Annotated in this window: 15 protein-coding genes; 7 read left to right on the top strand and 8 right to left on the bottom strand. The window is 74.5% G+C overall.

From position 1 onward, the window contains the following. Positions 1–8 precede the first annotated feature (8 nt). The gene (locus ACFFIA_RS17280) at positions 9–1,319 is read left to right on the top strand and encodes a S8/S53 family peptidase (RefSeq protein ID WP_377252125.1); all 1,311 of its coding nucleotides are present in this window, start codon (positions 9–11) and stop codon (positions 1,317–1,319) included. Between the two features lie 86 nt (positions 1,320–1,405). Here the strand turns inward: ACFFIA_RS17280 and ACFFIA_RS17275 are convergent, their stop codons facing one another. The 6 genes from ACFFIA_RS17275 to ACFFIA_RS17250 all read right to left on the bottom strand — a co-directional run bounded on the left by ACFFIA_RS17275 (position 1,406) and on the right by ACFFIA_RS17250 (position 7,796). Next, complete coding sequence (locus ACFFIA_RS17275; RefSeq protein ID WP_377252123.1) at positions 1,406–2,632, bottom strand: aminotransferase class V-fold PLP-dependent enzyme; 1,227 nt, start codon at positions 2,630–2,632, stop codon at positions 1,406–1,408. Then, entirely contained in the window at positions 2,575–3,543 is a 969-nt protein-coding gene (egtD, locus tag ACFFIA_RS17270; RefSeq protein ID WP_377252121.1) for an L-histidine N(alpha)-methyltransferase, read from the bottom strand. Before egtD ends, ACFFIA_RS17275 begins: the two co-directional genes overlap by 58 nt. Next, entirely contained in the window at positions 3,540–4,481 is a 942-nt protein-coding gene (egtC, locus tag ACFFIA_RS17265) for an ergothioneine biosynthesis protein EgtC (protein ID WP_377252119.1), read from the bottom strand. The genes egtD and egtC overlap by 4 nt, the downstream gene beginning before the upstream one ends. Continuing rightward, on the bottom strand, positions 4,481–5,809 hold the full coding sequence (egtB, locus tag ACFFIA_RS17260; protein WP_377252117.1) for an ergothioneine biosynthesis protein EgtB: 1,329 nt from the start codon (positions 5,807–5,809) through the stop codon (positions 4,481–4,483). Before egtB ends, egtC begins: the two co-directional genes overlap by 1 nt. After that, positions 5,806–6,996 (bottom strand): glutamate-cysteine ligase family protein, encoded by a 1,191-nt coding sequence (locus tag ACFFIA_RS17255; protein WP_377252115.1) that lies wholly within the window; start codon positions 6,994–6,996, stop codon positions 5,806–5,808. Before ACFFIA_RS17255 ends, egtB begins: the two co-directional genes overlap by 4 nt. Before the next feature lie 131 nt (positions 6,997–7,127). Then, positions 7,128–7,796 carry a TetR/AcrR family transcriptional regulator gene (locus ACFFIA_RS17250; RefSeq protein WP_377252112.1) on the bottom strand — a complete coding sequence of 223 codons (669 nt, stop codon included), beginning with the start codon at positions 7,794–7,796 and terminating at the stop codon, positions 7,128–7,130. 103 nt (positions 7,797–7,899) lie between these two features. Between ACFFIA_RS17250 and ACFFIA_RS17245 the strand changes: the two genes are divergently transcribed. The 6 genes from ACFFIA_RS17245 to ACFFIA_RS17220 all read left to right on the top strand — a co-directional run bounded on the left by ACFFIA_RS17245 (position 7,900) and on the right by ACFFIA_RS17220 (position 13,498). Next, on the top strand, positions 7,900–8,622 hold the full coding sequence (locus ACFFIA_RS17245; protein ID WP_377252110.1) for an NAD(P)-dependent oxidoreductase: 723 nt from the start codon (positions 7,900–7,902) through the stop codon (positions 8,620–8,622). Positions 8,623–8,876: 254 nt separating this feature from the next. Further along, positions 8,877–10,181: an NAD(P)/FAD-dependent oxidoreductase gene (locus ACFFIA_RS17240; RefSeq protein WP_377252108.1), complete on the top strand. Its 1,305-nt coding sequence runs from the start codon at positions 8,877–8,879 to the stop codon at positions 10,179–10,181. A 19-nt stretch (positions 10,182–10,200) separates the two neighbouring features. Next, positions 10,201–11,700 (top strand): DHA2 family efflux MFS transporter permease subunit, encoded by a 1,500-nt coding sequence (locus ACFFIA_RS17235; RefSeq protein ID WP_377252106.1) that lies wholly within the window; start codon positions 10,201–10,203, stop codon positions 11,698–11,700. A gap of 5 nt (positions 11,701–11,705) precedes the next feature. Continuing rightward, positions 11,706–12,701 carry a zinc-binding alcohol dehydrogenase family protein gene (locus ACFFIA_RS17230; RefSeq protein ID WP_377252158.1) on the top strand — a complete coding sequence of 332 codons (996 nt, stop codon included), beginning with the start codon at positions 11,706–11,708 and terminating at the stop codon, positions 12,699–12,701. 21 nt (positions 12,702–12,722) lie between these two features. Further along, positions 12,723–13,166 carry a universal stress protein gene (locus tag ACFFIA_RS17225; RefSeq protein ID WP_377252104.1) on the top strand — a complete coding sequence of 148 codons (444 nt, stop codon included), beginning with the start codon at positions 12,723–12,725 and terminating at the stop codon, positions 13,164–13,166. Continuing rightward, positions 13,142–13,498: a hypothetical protein gene (locus tag ACFFIA_RS17220; RefSeq protein WP_377252160.1), complete on the top strand. Its 357-nt coding sequence runs from the start codon at positions 13,142–13,144 to the stop codon at positions 13,496–13,498. The genes ACFFIA_RS17225 and ACFFIA_RS17220 overlap by 25 nt, the downstream gene beginning before the upstream one ends. A gap of 13 nt (positions 13,499–13,511) precedes the next feature. On the opposite strand, the gene ACFFIA_RS17215 is transcribed toward ACFFIA_RS17220, so the two are convergent. Both ACFFIA_RS17215 and gabT read right to left on the bottom strand, forming a co-directional pair. Further along, positions 13,512–14,954, bottom strand: a complete 1,443-nt coding sequence (locus tag ACFFIA_RS17215; protein WP_377252102.1) for an NAD-dependent succinate-semialdehyde dehydrogenase — start codon at positions 14,952–14,954, stop codon at positions 13,512–13,514. Further along, the gene (gene gabT, locus ACFFIA_RS17210) at positions 14,951–16,279 is read right to left on the bottom strand and encodes a 4-aminobutyrate--2-oxoglutarate transaminase (protein ID WP_377252100.1); all 1,329 of its coding nucleotides are present in this window, start codon (positions 16,277–16,279) and stop codon (positions 14,951–14,953) included. The genes ACFFIA_RS17215 and gabT overlap by 4 nt, the downstream gene beginning before the upstream one ends. Positions 16,280–16,312 lie beyond the last annotated feature (33 nt).

Raw genomic sequence — 16,312 nt, 5'->3', positions numbered from 1 at the left:
AGGATTCCGTGGCTGACAAGCCCGAAAGCGAGCTGAGATCGACCGAACAGATCCAGGCCGACCACGCGGTACGCGCGTTGGGCGGCCCGGACGTGGTGGGGATCGTCCGGAGTGGACCGGCCGAGGAGATCCAGTACCTGTACCGCAAGGGCTGCATCCTCGTCCGCGAGGAGGCACTGGGCCCGGTACGGTCCATTTTGGACCGCTACCAGGAGCGGGTCGGTGCCCGGCGGGGCGGACGCACCGGCTCCCCGCCGCGCGAGCGGGACTCGGTCGAGCACGTGGTCGACGGAGTCCGCCTCGTGCGGCTGCGTGGCCTGGAGACGCGTGACGCGCTCGACCTGATCCGGGACGGGCACGAGGAGTTCGACATCGCCGGGCTCGGCGCCGGCCTGGCCGCCCCCGACCATGCCGTACACATCTCCGGTGACGCGGCCACCTGCCCGGCGACCGAGCCGGAGCCGGTGGCGCCGGGCGGCGCGCCGTACCCGCCGGTGGCCGCCGACCCCTCGGCCGGGGCGGGCGTCAAGGTGGTGGTCGTCGACACCGGCTTCGACGCCGGGATGAGCGCCACGCCGTTCTGGCTGCACGGCGTCACCGGCGAGCCCGATCCGCTGGTGAGCCCGGACCGCGTCCTCGATCCGTACGCGGGGCACGGCACCTTCATCGCCGGGCTGGTGCGGTCGGTGGCGCCCCGGGCCGACGTGCGCGTGCTGAGCTTCTTCGGCCAGGGCGGCGGCACGTGGGAGTCGACGCTGGTGCGAAACCTCGACCACGCGCTCGCCACCGAGTTTCCCGACGTGATCAGCATGTCCGCCGGCACGCGCGCGTACGCTGGCGGGCTCCTCGCCTTCCAGGTCTGGGGCGAGCGGCGGCTGCGCCACCACAAGGGGGTCGCGCTGGTGGTGGCGGCCGGCAACGACGGGGAACGGCAGTTCTTCTGGCCGGCGGCGGCGCCGTTCACCGTCTCGGTCGGCGCGCTCGACGCCGACTGGCGCGGCCGGGCCGACTACAGCAACTTCGGCGGCTGGGTCGACGTGTACGCGCCCGGCACCGAGCTGGTCAACGCGTTCCCGGACGGCACGTTCACCTACCAGGAGCCGCCCAACATCCCGCCGACGCTGCCGCAGCCGAGGGTCGAGGAGTTTCACGGGATGGCGATGTGGAGCGGCACGTCGTTCGCCACGCCGATCGTGGCCGGACTGATCGCCGCCCGCATGTCCCGCACCGGCGAGAACGGGTGCGCCGCGGCGGCGGGCCTGCTCGCCGAGGCCCGCGCCCATGCGGTGCCCGGCGTCGGCGCGGTCCTCCTCCCGTAGGGCCTGTCCCACGAAAGGGGCATCGCCGGGCCGCGACGCTTATGAGGCGGGGCCCAGGGCGTGTTTCATAAGAGCATGCCCGGCCCTCATGAAACACGCCCTAGCGCCGCGCACAGGCGGTCCAGCTCCTCCTCCGTGTTGTAGTAGTGCACCGAGGCGCGGACCAGGTCGGGCAGGCCGCGGGCGGCGAGGTCGAGGCGGGCGTACTCCATCGGCGAGACGCTCGTGTTGATCCCCGCCGCCCGCAGCCGCCGGCTGACCTCGGTCGCCGGCACACCGTCCACTGTGAACGTGACGATGCCGCACCGGCGTGTGCCCGCGTCGCGTACGGTCACGCCGGGCACCTCGTGGAGCTGGGCGCGCAGCCGCTCGGCGAGGGCGGTGACCCGTTCCTCGATCGCGGCCAGCCCCCAGCCCAGCGCGTAGTCGACCGCCACGCCCAGCCCGATCTTGCCGGCGTAGTTGGTCTCCCAGGTCTCGAAGCGGCGCGCGTCGGGGCGGATCTCGTACGCCCCCGGCGCGGTCCACGTCGCCGCGTGCAGGTCGAGGAAGGGCGGTTCGAGGCGCTCGACCAGCCGCTCCGAGACGTACAGGAAGCCGGTGCCGCGCGGCCCGCGCAGGAACTTGCGGCCGGTGGCGGCGAGCATGTCGCAGCCGATCCCGGCCACGTCGACCGGGAGCTGCCCGACCGACTGGCAGGCGTCCAGCAGGTACGGCACGCCGGCCGCCCGGGCCAGCGCGCCGATCTCCGCCGCCGGGTTGACCAGCCCGCTGTGCGTGGGCACGTGGGTGACCGCTACCAGCGCCGCGCCCCGCTCCAGCTCGCGGGCGAGGTGGTCGAGCGAGGGGAGCCCGTGCTCGTCGGTCTCCACCACCTCGACCACCGAGCCGGTGCGGGACGCCACCTGGAGCAGCGCGATGACGTTGCTCGCGTACTCGGTGCGCACCGTCAGGATGCGGTCGCCCGGCCGGAAGCGGAACGCGTAGAAGGCCATGTCCCAGGCGCGCGTGGCGTTCTCCACCACCGCGACCTCGCCCGGCGCGCAGCCGATCAGGCGGGCGATCGCCGTGTACGCGCGCTCCACCTCCGGGGCGGCGACGTCGGCCGCCTCGTACCCGCCGATCCGCTCCTCCAGGCGGAGGTGGCCGACGACGGCGTCGGTCACGGCGGCGGGCGGGAGGGCGGAGCCGGCGTTGTTGAGGTGGGCGACGTGAGCGCAGCCGGGCGTCTCCCGCCGCGCCCGCTCGACGTCGATCACCGGCTGGCGGCCCGGGCCAGCGTCACGCCGAAACGCCCCGCCGGGTCGGTCCACCACCGCACCGGCTCGAAGCCGGCCGCCGCCAGCTCGGCCGCGATCCCCTCCCGGCGGAACTTCGCGGAGACCTCCGTGCGCAGCTCCTCGCCTTCCGCGAACGCCACGTCGAGGCCGAGGCCGGCGACGCGTACCCGCATCGGGCGCTCGGCGCGCAGCCGCATCTCGATCCACTCCTCGTCCGCGTCCCAGTGGGCCACATGGGCGAACGCTTCCGGGTCGAAGTCGGCGCCGAGCTGGCGGTTGAGCACGCGCAGCACGTTGCGGTTGAAGTCGGCGGTGACACCGGCGCTGTCGTCGTACGCCGCGACGAGCGTCGCCTCGTCCTTGACCAGGTCGGTGCCGATCAGGAACCACTCGCCGGGGTGCAGCACGGCGCGCAGGCCGGCCAGGAATCGGGCCCGCTCGGCCGGCTCGAAGTTGCCGATCGTGCCGCCCAGGAACGCCACCAGCCGCCCGTCGCCGGCCGGTATCTCCTCGAGGTGGCGGGTGAAGTCGCCGGCGATGGCGTGTACGTCGAGGTCGGGGTAGTCGGCGTCGATCGCGGTGGCGGCCGCGCGGAGGGCCGGCTCGGAGACGTCCAGCGGTACGAACCGGCCGAGCGTGCCGTGGCGGTGCAGCGCGTCGAGCAGCAGCCGGGTCTTGCCGGAGGAGCCGGAGCCCAGCTCGACGAGCGTCTTCGCGCCGGTCACCTCGGCGATCTCGGTGGCGTGCGCGGTGAGCGCGGCCCGCTCGGCCCGGGTCGGGTAGTACTCCGGCAGCTCGGTGATCCGCTCGAAGAGCTCGCTGCCCCGGCCGTCGTAGAACCACTTCGGCGGGAGGGTCTTGGGCGTGGCGGTGAGCCCGGCGCGGGCGTCGTCACGCAGCGCGCGGGCCAGGTCGTCTTCGGTCAGGTGGGTCTCGAGCCTCACAGGTCCTCCACGGTGTGCGTCGTCGGGTCGGCCACGACGAGCCGGCGGTCGGGGACGGGCTGCCAGGTGGGGTCGTCGTCGAACGGCTCCGACGCGACCACCACGAACCCGGCCGCGCCGTGCCGGCCTCCGCCCGAGGCGGGCTGGGCCTCGCGGGCGCCGCCCGAGGCGGCGCGGGCGGAGCCCGCGCCGGGCTGGGCCTCGCCCACAGCGGTGCGTGCGAAGCCCGCGCCGGGCTGGGCCTCGGCGGTGTGGCGGGTCGGGACGGTCTCGGCCGGGCGGATCCAGAGCGAGTGGCCGGCCGTGGTGGCGTAGATCCGGTGGCCGTCGGTGAGCAGCAGGTTGAGCCGCGAGTCGGGCGCGGCGGCGGTGACCTCGGCGACGGTCGCGGCGAGCGCGGTGGCCGGGTCTTCGCCACCGCGCAGCCGGTGCCGCACGAACGCCCAGAGGAACGCGGCGTCGGTCGGCGCGTCGAGCGTGAGCAGGTCGGTGACGGGGAGCCGCCGGGCGAGGTCGGCGACGCTCCCCGGCCAGCCCATGATCCGCCCGTTGTGGCTGAGGAGCAGGCCGTCGCCGGCGAACGGGGCGTTGGCGGTCTCGACCACCGGCATCCCGACCGTCGCGGACCGCACCGCCGCCAGTACCGCGGTCGACACGGTGACCCGGGCCAGCTCGGCCAGCCCGGTGTCACTCCACATCGGACTCGCCCGGCGCAGCCGTACCGGCCCGTCCACACCACTGGCCGCCGCGGGTCCGGTCCCGCCGGTGGCCTCGGGGGCAGGTGGATACCAACCGACCCCGAAGCCGTCCGCGTTGATCGTGCCGCCGCCGCGCATGTCGCGGGGCGCCCAGGACTGGCGCAGCAGCGAGTGTGGCGGGTCGAGGAGCAGCGCCGCGAGTGCGACGGGCGGCCCCACGTACGCCAGGTGCCGGCACACTAGGCGAACTCCTCGTCGGGGGCGAGCCCGCCGAGCGAGACCGGCGCGGACCGGGCGCACCGGAAGCCGCTGAAGATCTGTCGCCGGATCGGGTAGTCCCAGTTGCGGAACGTGCCCCGGCACGCCGCGCGGTCGGTGCCGAACGACCCGCCGCGCAGCACCTTGTACTCCGGGCCGAAGAAGACCTCCGAGTACTCCCGGTAGGGGAACGGGGCGAACCCGGGGTAGCCGGCGAAGTCGGACGAGGTCCACTCCCACACGTCGCCGATCAGTTGGTGTACGCCGGACGGCGAGGCGCCCGCCGGGTATGCGCCCACCGGCGCGGGCGAGAGGTGCCGCTGCCCCAGGTTGGCGTGGCGCTCGTCGGGGTCCTCGTCGCCCCACGGGTACCGGCGGGAGCGCCCGGTCGCCGGGTCGAAGCGGGCCGCCTTCTCCCACTCCGCCTCGGTCGGCAGGCGCTTGCCGGCCCACGCCGCGTAGGCCGCCGCCTCGTACCAGCAGACGTGCACCACCGGCTCGTCCGGCACGAGCGGCTCGCGCCGCCCGAAGCGCGTGTACGTGCCGTCGCCGTGCCAGTGCATCGGGCCGGTGAGCCCCGCCCGCCGCCGGTGCGCCCACCCCTCGGCGCTCCACCACCGCGCGTCGTCGTAGCCGCCCGCGTCGACGAACTCCTGGTACTGCCGGTTGGTGACCGGCGCGCGGTCGATCAGGTACGCCGGCAGGTCGAGCGTGTGCGCGGGTCGCTCGTTGTCGAGTGCCCAGGGCTCGGTGGAGGTGCCCATGGTGAACGCCCCGGCCGGGATCAGCGCCTCCCCGCCGGCGGCGGCCGAGGGACGTGGCGGCGGCGCGGCCGAGAGCACCGGCGGCCCGACCCGGAGCTGGTGGGTGGCGAGCATGGTCTCGTCGTGCTGCTGCTCGTGCTGCACGATCATGCCGAACGCGAACCCCTGGTCGACCAGCGGCCGCCCCTCCAGCGGCACGCGTTCGAGCAGGTCGAGCACCTTGTCGCGGACCGTGCGCGTGTAGGCGCGCGCCTCGGCCGGCCCGAGCAGCGGGAGCTGGGGGCGGTCGGAGCGGGCGTGCTTGAAGGCGTCGTAGAGCTGGTCGATGTCGGCCCGTACCGGCTCGCGCCCGCCGACGTCGCGGACGAGCCACAGCTCCTCCTGGTTGCCGACGTGGGCGAGATCCCACACCAGCGGCGACATGAGCGGGGAGTGCTGGCGCACCAGATCGTCGTCGTCCACGGCGTCGGTCAGGACGGCGCTGCGCCGCCGGGTCCGCTGGAGCTCGGCGGCGACCAGTGCGCGGACGTCGGTGTCGGTGGTCATGAGAGGCCTCCTCTGCTCAGCTGGTGGAGCCGTTCGGTCACCGCGCCGGCCTGCGCGGCGGTGAGGTCGGTGTCGGCGAGCGCGTCGCGGGCCAGCTCCAGCACCTCCGGCACGACCGCGCCGACCACCGGGTCGCCGAGGCCGTCGCGCGCCGCCGCCACCCACCGGTCCGCGGCGGGCAGCGCCCGCGCGGACGCCTCGTCGACCGTCTCCTCACGAGCGAAGAGCGCGGTGAGTACGGCCACGGGGGCGAGCCAGTCGCCGCAGGGCTGGGCGTCCAGGTAGCGGACCTCGAGGTAGCCCCGGGCCCGCACCGGCGTGAAGAGCGTGGAGAGGTGGTAGTCGAGATCGTCGTAGGTGGGCGGCCGCCGCGGCGCGCCCGCCACCCCGGCGATCCAGTCGGCGAACGTGAGCGGCCCCGGCAGGTCGCGCACCTCGGCGCCCTCGCGGACGAGGAGCACCGGCGTGTCGACGATGCGGCGGGCCCAGGCGTCCGCGTCGCCGTCACCGGGGGCCGGGGGATGGGTGCGGCTCGGGTCGGTCTCGCGCCAGGCGAGGACCCGGCTGGACGCCCATCCGGTCGCCGCGCCCGCCTGGTGGGGCGAGTTGGCGAAGAGGGCGAGCAGCACCGGGCCGAGCCGGTGGAGCGCGGTCCAGCGGGCGGCGACCCGCTCCGGCGTACCCGCGTCGAGACAGACCTGGAGCCCGGCGGACCCGCACATCCAGGCGCGGCCGTGCGGGCCGATCCGGTCGAACGCCCGCTCCATCGCGGCGTAGCGGGAGGTGCGCAGGATCCGCCGCGCCGGCCGGTGTGGATCGCACCCCTGGTCGCCGAGGCGCAGGCCGGCGCCGGCCAGGCGGGCCGTGAGGTAGTCGATGTCGGCCGCCGTGCCGGTGTGCAGTCGGGAGAGGGAGGACTCGGGCGGGGTGGAGATCTCCACCTGGCCGCCCGGCTCGAGGGTGACGGTGCCGCCGTGCGGCAGGGCCGCGTGCGGGCTGTCGGGCCGCAGGCTTGGCGGCGCGTGGTCACCGAGTGCCGCGGCGAGCGCGGCGGGGTCGAGGGGTCGGGAGGGGTCGTCGGCGTGGTGAACGGTCCATTCGAGCTCGATGCCCACGTGTCGGGGCGGCCCGGTCTTGAAACAGACCCGCCCCACGTAGCCCTCGGCACTGGCCCGATCCGTGACCACACTCCCCGGGGAGCGCGTCGTTACCGATTCGGGATGTGTTACCGATTCGAGATGTGGCACGGTCGCGACCATACCCCGCCCGTGTGACATCCAACCCACGGTTTGACCGGTCGTGGAGCCCTTGGCGAGGGTCAGGGCCAGCTCTCGCGCTGTCGCCGCAGCCCGTCCAGGATCAGGTCGAGTCCGACGTCGAACTCCTCGGTGTACGCGTAGCCGGGCCGCCCGCCGCGCTCGACGATCATCTCGGCCAGGTGCGGAAACTCGTCGCCGGGCAGTTCCTCCAGGATCGAGCCGGCCACGCCTTCGAGCCCGGCCGGCGACTCGAAGGGCAGGCTGAGCTCCTGGAGCGTGAAGCCGTAGATGTAGCTGTCCAGCACCGAGAACGCGTGCGCCGCGCCGGCGATCGAGAAGCCCTCCGACCGCAGGCGGCCGATCACCGCGTCGTGGTGGCGCAGGGTCGCGTGGCCGGGGTTGGTCCGCGAGTCCATCAGGCCGATCGCCCACGGATGCCGGATCAGCGCGCCGCGCATCGAGACCGCCCGCCGCCGCATGGCCACCTGCCAGTCGACGCCTTCCGGCGGCAGCTCGACCTCGCTGAAGACGAGATCGATCATGTGGTCGAGGAGCACGTCCTTGTTGCGGAAGTGGTGGTAGAGCGCCATCGCCTTGACGCCGAGCCGGTCGGCGAGATTGCGCATGCTCGGCACGCCGGTGCCCGCCTCGTCCGCCATCGCGACCGCCGCGTGCAGCACCGTCGTCCTGGTGAGCGGTTCGCGGCGAGGTGGACGCTCCTGAACCACTTTTTTGCCTCCTGTTCGATTGTCCGGGCTTGACGACCGTACACTGTACGGCCGTACCGTACAGTGTAAAGGCGCACATGGGCGGCGGATTGAGGAGGGTGTCATGGAAGGCGGAGTCGAGCGGCCGGGCGGGCGGGAGCGGGTGTGCGTCGTCGGCGCGTCCGGAAAGCTCGGGCGCCACCTGGTGCGGCACTTGCTGGACCAGGGCTACGAGGTCGTCGGCGTCTGCCGGGAGCGGAGCGTGCACAAGCTCGCCGACTTCGAGGGGCGGATGACGGTGATCGGCGGGGCGACCAACGACCGCGCGGTCATCGAGCGGGCGGTGCGCGGATGCGACGCCGTGCTCACGGTGCTGGTGCCGTGGGGGACCGACCACTACGCGTCGGGCACGGCACAGGCCGTGCTCGACCACGCGCCTCCGGACGCCCGGCTGATCTTCTCCTGCGGCTGGCACATCAGCCGGGACGGGAAGGACGTGTACAGCTGGAGGTTCAAGCTCGCCGAGGCCGTGGTGGGGCGGCTGGCGAAGCTCGCCCGGGTCATCGACGTGGGTGACCAGGTGGAGGCGTGCCGGCGGATCTTCGCCAGCGACACGCGCTGGACCGTCGTGCGCGGCAGCGACCTGGAGGAGGGTCCGAGCCAGGGCCTGCCGGTGTGGAGCCGGCACGTCGGCGACCCGATCCTGGCGAGCAACCGCACGCGCCGCGTCGACTACGCCCTCTTCATGATCGAGGCGATCGAGGACGACGCCCTCGTGCACGAGGCGCCGGCCATCGTCGGCCGGCTGACCCCGTCGGCCCTCGCGCACGCCAGCGGCCGGGCGTGAGCGTCCCGCCGGCCGGGCAGGGCGTGGGCGTAGCGAGGTTTGCGCTCCACGCGCTCGGGTAGCTGCGGGGGGAAGGTTAGAGAGCGGAGCCCGGGCTCGCGGTCACGCGTCCCCTGCCTGCCGGGCCCCGCCGTGGCGCCCCCGGGGAGGAAGCCGGACCGGCGGTGCGAAACGCCCGCCGCGCCGGCCGTTCGGCGCCACACTTGTGGTAACCCGAAGGAGCCCTGCCCAAACCGAGCAGGAGAGGTTGATCAATGGCTCGTCCACGGATCGTCATCGTCGGGGCCGGGTTCGCCGGCTACCAGTGCGCCCGCAAGCTCGGCCGGCTGGCGCGGGGGCGGGCGGACATCATGCTCCTCAACCCGACCGACTACTTCCTGTACCTCCCGCTGCTGCCCGAGGTGGCCACCGCTGGCCTCGAACCGCGGCGGATCGCGGTGTCGATCCCGGACACGATCGGCGAAGGCGTGCGGCTGGTGCTCGGCCGCGCCACCGGCGTCGACCTGGACGCGCGGCGGGTCGACTACACCGACCCGGAGGGCGGCACCGGCACGCTGCCGTACGACCGGCTGGTGCTCGCCGCCGGCAGCGTCAACAAGCTGCTGCCGATCCCGGGCGTGGCCGAGCACGCGCACGGCTTCCGGGGCATCTCCGAGGCGCTGTACCTGCGCGACCACGTGACCCGCCAGGTCGAGCTGGCCGACGCCACCGACGACCGGGCGGAGCGGGCGGCCCGGCTGACGTTCGTGGTGGTGGGGGCCGGCTACACCGGCACCGAGGTGGCCGCGCACGGCGCGCTCTTCACCCGAGACCTGGTCGCCCGCCACCCCCGCCTGGCCGACGAGCCGGTCCGGTGGCTGCTGCTCGACGTCGCCGACCGGGTACTTCCCGAACTCGACCAGCGGCTCTCCCGCACGGCCGACCGCGTGCTCCGCGAGCGCGACGTCGACGTGCGGATGGGCACCTCGGTGCGGGAGGCGACGCACGACGGCGTGCACCTGACCGACGACGGCTTCCTGCCCACGCGCACGCTGGCGTGGTGCGTGGGCGTACGCCCCGACCCGCTCGTCGCCGACCTCGGCCTGGCCACCAACAAGGGGCGGCTGGTGGTCGACGAGTACCTGGCGGTGCCCGGCCGCCCCGAGGTGCTCGCCTGCGGCGACGCGGCGGCGGTGCCCGACCTGACCCGGCCCGGCGAGATCACCGCGATGACCGCGCAGCACGCCAGCCGCCAGGGCCGGCTCGCCGCGCGCAACATCGCGGCGGCGTACGGCCAGGGGCGGCCCCGCGCGTACAAGCACCACGACCTCGGCTTCGTGGTCGACCTCGGCGGCGTGCAGGCGGCGGCCGACCCGTTCGGCATCCCGCTCGGCGGTCCGGTGGCGAAGGCGGTCACCGCCGGCTACCACCTGCTCGCCATGCCCGGCAACCGCGTACGCACCGCCTCCGACTGGCTGCTCAACGCGGCGCTGCCCCGCCAGACCGTCCAGCTTGGACTGATCCGGGGGCCGGCGGTGCCGCTCGACACGGCCCGGCCGCAGACCGCCAGGACGGGCTGAACGCCGTACCCTATGGATCATGGTGCGGTACGCGTCGCCCGCCGGCCGGTGGGTGCTGCTGGCCACCGTGCTCGGCAGCGGGCTCACGTTCCTCGACGTCACCGTGGTCAACATCGCGCTGCCCCACATCGGTGAGGAGTTCGGCGCGGGCGCGGCCGCTCTCCAGTGGACGGTCAACGGCTACACGCTCAGCCTCGCGTCGCTGATCCTGCTCGGCGGCTCGCTCGGCGACCGGTTCGGGCGGCGGCGCGTGTTCGTGGTCGGCGTGGCCTGGTTCGCGGTCGCCTCGCTGCTGTGCGGCCTCGCCCCCAACGCGGAGGCGCTGATCGTCGCCCGGGTCCTCCAGGGCATCGGCGGCGCGCTGCTCACGCCCGGCTCGCTGGCGATCCTGGAGGCGTCGTTCGCCGAGGACGACCGGGCCAAGGCGATCGGCGCCTGGTCCGGGCTGACGGGCGTGGCGGGCGCGGTCGGCCCGTTCCTCGGCGGCTGGCTGGTCGAGTCCGCCACCTGGCGGCTGATCTTCCTGATCAACGTGCCGCTGGCCGCGCTGGTGATCGCGGTCGCGGTGCGCCACGTACCCGAGTCGGCCGACCCCGACGCGGTGCCCGCCGCCCGCACCGGCCCCTTCGCGACCGTACGCGGCTTCGACATCGCCGGCCTGCTCACCGGCGCGGCGGGGCTCGCCGGCCTCACGTACGGCTTCACCGCCTGGGCGGCCGACGGCCCCGGCTCGCCGGCGGTGCTCGGGGCGCTGGCGGTCGGCGTGGCCGGGCTGGCCGCGTTCATCGTGGTCGAGCGCCGGTCGCGCCACCCCATGCTGCCGCTGGAACTCTTCCGGATCCGCGCCTTCACCGCCGCCAACCTGGTCACCTTCGCCGTGTACGCGGCCCTCGGCGGGGTGATGTTCCTGGTCGTGCTCAACCTCCAGGTGGTGACCGGATTCAGCCCGCTCGCGGCCGGCACGGCGCTGCTGCCGGTGACCGTGCTGATGCTGCTGCTCTCGGCCCGCGCCGGCGCGCTCGGCCAGCGGATCGGGCCGCGCATCCCGATGACCGCCGGCCCGGTCGTCTGCGCGGGCGCGCTGCTGCTGTTCGCCCGGATCGGCGCGGACGCCCGGTACCTCACCGAGGTGCTCCCCGCCGCCGCCCTGCTCGGCCTCGGCCTCTCGCTGACCGTCGCGCCGCTCACCGCCACCGCGCTCGGCTCGGTGCCGGAACGGCACGCCGGCATCGCCAGCGGGGTCAACAACGCGGTCGCCCGCGCCGCCGGCCTGCTCGCCGTCGCGACGCTCCCGCTGGCCGCCGGGATCGGCGCGGGCAGCCTCACCGACCCCGGCGACCTCGCGCCGGTGTACCACGGCGCCATGCTGATCAGCGCCGGGCTGCTGCTCGCCGGCGCGGTGGCGGCCGCGGTGTGGGTTCCCTCCCGGGTGACCCGGCCGGAGGAGTCGCCGGTCCGGGTCCACTGTGCCGTTACCGGCCCGCCGCTCCAGCCACGTAGGGAACAATCGCCAGGGTGACCGACATGCTGGCCTGGGAGGTGCGGCAGCCGGGTCCGATCGGCACGAGCCCCCTGCGCGCCGTGGCCCGGCCCCGTCCGGAGCCGGCGGCCGGGGAGTTGCTTTTGGCGGTACGGGCATGTGCCGTCTGCCGTACGGACCTGCACGTGGTGGCGGGCGACCTGCCGGTGCACCGCCCGCACGTGACGCCCGGTCACCAGATCGTCGGCGAGGTGGTGGCGCTCGGCCCCGGCGTGACCGGCTGGCGCGTGGGGGAGCGGGCCGGGGCGGCCTGGCTGCGGCACACCTGCGGCCGCTGCCGGTACTGCCTGCGCGGCACGGAAAACCTCTGCCCCGAGTCCCGGTACACCGGCTGGGACGCCGACGGCGGCTACGCGGAGTACGCGGTGGCGCCCGCTGCATACGTATACCGACTGCCCGAGCGCTACTCCGACGTGGAGGTCGCCCCGCTGCTCTGCGCCGGCATCATCGGCTTCCGGGCGCTGCGCAGGGCCGACCTGCCGCCCGGCGGGCGCCTCGGCGTGTACGGCTTCGGCGCCTCCGCCCACATCACCGTCCAGGTCGCGGTCGCCCAGGGCGCGCAGGTGCATGTCTTCACCCGCTCGGCGGCGGCCCGCGCGCTCGCCCTCGAACTCGGCGCCGCCACCGCGGGCAGCGCCGACGACGTACCCGAGCCGCTCGACTCCGCGCTCCTCTTCGCGCCGGCCGGCGGCCTCGTACCGGTGGCGCTGGCCGCGCTCGACCGGGGCGGCACGCTCGCCATCGCCGGCATCCACCTCAGCGACATCCCGGCGCTCGACTACGACCGGCACCTCTTCCAGGAGCGGCAGCTCCGCAGCGTCACCGCCAACACGCGGGCGGACGGTCGCGACCTGCTCGCCTTCGCCGGCGACCACCGGCTGCGGGTCGCCACCACCACGTACCCGCTGACCGCCGCCGACACCGCGCTGGCCGACCTGGCCGGCGGCGGGGTCGAGGGCGCGGCCGTGCTCATTCCCTGACGGCGCACCATACTGAGGCCCGTGAGTGAGTTCGAGCTCGGCACAGACGGTCCCAAGGTGCTCGTCGTGGGCGTCGACGGCTCGACCACGTCGATGCGTGCCGGCGCGTACGCGGCCGGCCTCGCCCGCCGCCAGCGCTCCCGCCTCATCGTCGTCTACGTCTCCCGCGTCAGCGCCTTCGTCGGCCTCGCGCCCGGCGCCGCCGCCGTGGCCCGGCAGGCCGACCACGAGCTGGCCGAGGACCTGCGCCGGCAGGTGGTGGAGGGGGCCGCGGCGGCCGGTGTGCGGGCGACGTTCCACGAGGTCCACGGCGACCCGTACGCCGAGCTGGTGCGGGTCGCCGACGAGGTCAGCGCCGACGGCGTGATCGTCGGCGCGTCGACGCGCGCCGGGCACCGCTTCGCCGGCTCACTCGCGATCCGCCTGGTCAAGGCCGGCCGGTGGCCGGTCACCGTCGTGCCGTAGCCCCGTTTCCCGGGCGCCGCGGCCCGGGCAGCTCGGCGTGCCCGACCCTGGCCTCCGCCACGGGAGGCGCCGCCGCCAACCGGGGCTGGATCTCGGTGACCGGCGGCCGGCAGATCGCGTTCCTCGGCAACCGGTTCGCCCGTACCGGGACGAGGGCGACCACCGCCACGCCGCTCGCCTATGTGTCCAGCGCGGTCGGGGTAGGCCAGGTGAAATGGGGTTTCAACACGTACGCCGGCTACAGCGGCGCCTCGGCCGTGATCCAGCAGGGCGCCGCGAACCGCATCGCCGCGCTTCCCGATCCGCTGTTGACCGTCACCACCGCCGCCTGACGCGACCTGGACGTCACGGCCAGTCCACGGAGAAGTACTGCGTCTCGAGGAAGGCGTCGAGACCGGCGCGGGCGCCCTCGCGGCCGACCCCGGACTGCTTCGTCCCGCCGAACGGCGCGGCGGGGTCGGAGACCACGCCGCGGTTGACGCCGACCATGCCGGCCTCGATCTGTTCGGCGAGCCGCAGCGCGTGACCGGCGTCCGCGGCGTACACGTACGCGGCCAGGCCCATCTCGGTCGCGTTGACCTGGCGCAGCAGGTCCGCCTCGTGGTGCCAGGCGACGATCGGCGCGACCGGTCCGAAGATCTCCTCGGTGAGGATGGCGGCGTCGGCCGGCACGTCGGCCAGTACCGTCGGGGCGAGGAACCAGCCCTTGGCGGCGGGGACCGTGGCGCGGTGGGCGACCCGCGCGCCCTGGCGCACGGCGCCGTGGATCAGGGAGGTGATCCGGTCGACGGCGGCGCTGGAGATCAGCGGTCCGATGTCGGCGCCGGTGTCGGCCGGCCCGACCGTGAGCGCCTCGACCCGCTCGCCGAGGCGCGCGGTGAAGTCGTCGACCACGTCGGCGTGGACGTAGAAGCGGTTGGCGGCGGTGCAGGCCTGGCCGCCGCCGCGAAACTTGGCGACCATCGCCCCGTCGACGGCCGCGTCGAGGTCGGCGCCGGCGGTGACCACGAAGGGCGCGTTGCCGCCGAGTTCCATCGACGTGTTCACCACGCGGTCGGCCGCCTGGCGCAGCAGATGCCGGCCGACGCGCGTGGACCCGGTGAAGGAGACCTTGCGGACCCGCGGGTCGCGCAGCCAGGTCCCCACCACCGCTTCCGGATCGGTGGTCGGGACGACGTTGACGACCCCGTCCGGGACTCCGGCCTCGGCGAGCAGCCGGACGAGGGCCAGTGCGGTCAGCGGCGTCTCGGCGGCCGGCTTGAGCACGGCGGTGCAGCCGGCGGCCAGCGCGGGCGCGAGCTTGCGGGTCACCATGGCCGCCGGGAAGTTCCACGGGGTCACCAGCGCCGCGACGCCGACCGGCCGGCTGGTGACCAGCGTGCGGGCGCCACCGCCGGGCGCGGGACCGTAGTCACCACCGGTGCGCACGGCTTCCTCGGCGAACCAGCGGAAGAACTCCGCGGCATAGGTGACCTCGCTGTGGGCGTCGGCGCGGGACTTCCCGTTCTCCCGGCTGATCGTCGCGGCGAGGGCGTCGGCGTCCCGCAGCATCAGCGCGTGGGCCAGTTGCAGGGTCTCGGACCGCCGGCGCGGCGCCCACGCGCGCCAGCCGTCGAACGCCGTCGCGGCGGCGGTGACGGCGTCGGCCGCGTCGGCAGCGTCACCGTCGGCGACCGAGGCCACGACGCGACCGGTGGCCGGGTCCTCGACCTCGAAGAGCCCGGCGCCGCCCCGGCGGTACCGGCCCCCGATCACCACGCCGCGGGCGGGGTCGAGCGTGTCGATCATGCCGGTACCTCCGCGAACGCGGTCTGGAGTACGTCCAGGGCTTCGGTCAGCAACGCGTCGGAGATCGTCAACGGTGGCAGGAACCGCAGGACGTTGCCGTACGTGCCGCAGGTCAGCACGATGACGCCCTGCCGGTGGGCCGCGGCCGCGACCGCGCGGGCGAGGTCCGGGTCGGGCTCGGTGGTGCCGGCCTTCACCAGCTCGACGGCGATCATCGCGCCCCGGCCGCGTACGTCACCGATCCGGGCGTCGGTGCCTTGGACACGGTGCAGTCGGTCCTTCGTCAGCCGCTCGATCTGGCGGGCGCGGCCGGCGAGGTCCTCTTCCTCGATCGCGGTGATGGCGGCGAGGGCCGCGACGCACGCGAGCGGGTTGCCGCCGTACGTGCCGCCGAGGCCGCCGAGGTGCGGGGCGTCCATGATCTCCGCGCGCCCGGTGACCGCGGAGAGCGGCAGACCGCCGGCGATCCCCTTGGCGGTGACGATCAGGTCCGGCACGAGACCTTCGTGGTCGCAGGCGAAGAGGTCTCCGGTCCGTGCGAAGCCGGTCTGCACCTCGTCCGCCACGAAGACGACGCCGTGCGCGCGACACCACTCCGCCAGCGTGGGCAGGAAGCCCGGGGCGGGTTCGATGAAGCCTCCCTCGCCCTGGATCGGCTCGATGACGAGCGCCGCGAGGTTGTCCGCGCCGACCTGTTTGTCGATCAGCAGCAGCGCGCGCCGGGCCGCCGCCTCGCCGTCGACCTCCTTGCCGTCCCGGAACGGATAGGACAGCGGCGCCCGGTAGATCTCCGGTGCGAACGGCCCGAACCCGTGCTTGTACGGCATGTTCTTGGCGGTCAGCGCCATCGTCAGGTTGGTGCGGCCGTGGTAGCCGTGGTCGAAGGCGACGACCGCCGGGCGGCCGGTGAAGCTGCGGGCGATCTTGACGGCGTTCTCCACCGCTTCCGCGCCGGAGTTGAACAACGCGGTGCGCTTCGGATGGTCACCGGGGGTGAGCCGGTTCAACGCCTCGGCGACCGCCACGTACGACTCGTAGGGCGTCACCATGAAGCAGGTGTGCGTGAAGGCGGCGACCTGCTCGGTGACCGCCTCGACCACGCGGGGCGCGCTGTTGCCGACGGTGGTGACCGCGATGCCCGAACCGAGATCGATCAGCCGGTTGCCGTCGACGTCCTCGACGATGCCGCCAGCCGCGCGGTGTGCGAAGACCGGCATGGTCGTACCGACGCCGCTGGCGACCGCCGCCAGCTTCCTCGCCATCAACGCGCGCGACCGGGGTCCGGGCACCTCCGTGACGAGATGGCGGCTTTGGGGAAGGGACATCGTTCACCTCTCAAAGGGGCTGGAGGTAAGCCT

This window comes from Phytohabitans kaempferiae (assembly GCF_042433955.1).
GTDB classification, from domain to species: Bacteria; Actinomycetota; Actinomycetes; order Mycobacteriales; family Micromonosporaceae; genus Phytohabitans; species Phytohabitans kaempferiae.
This window is presented reverse-complemented; position numbering and strand designations above follow the sequence as displayed.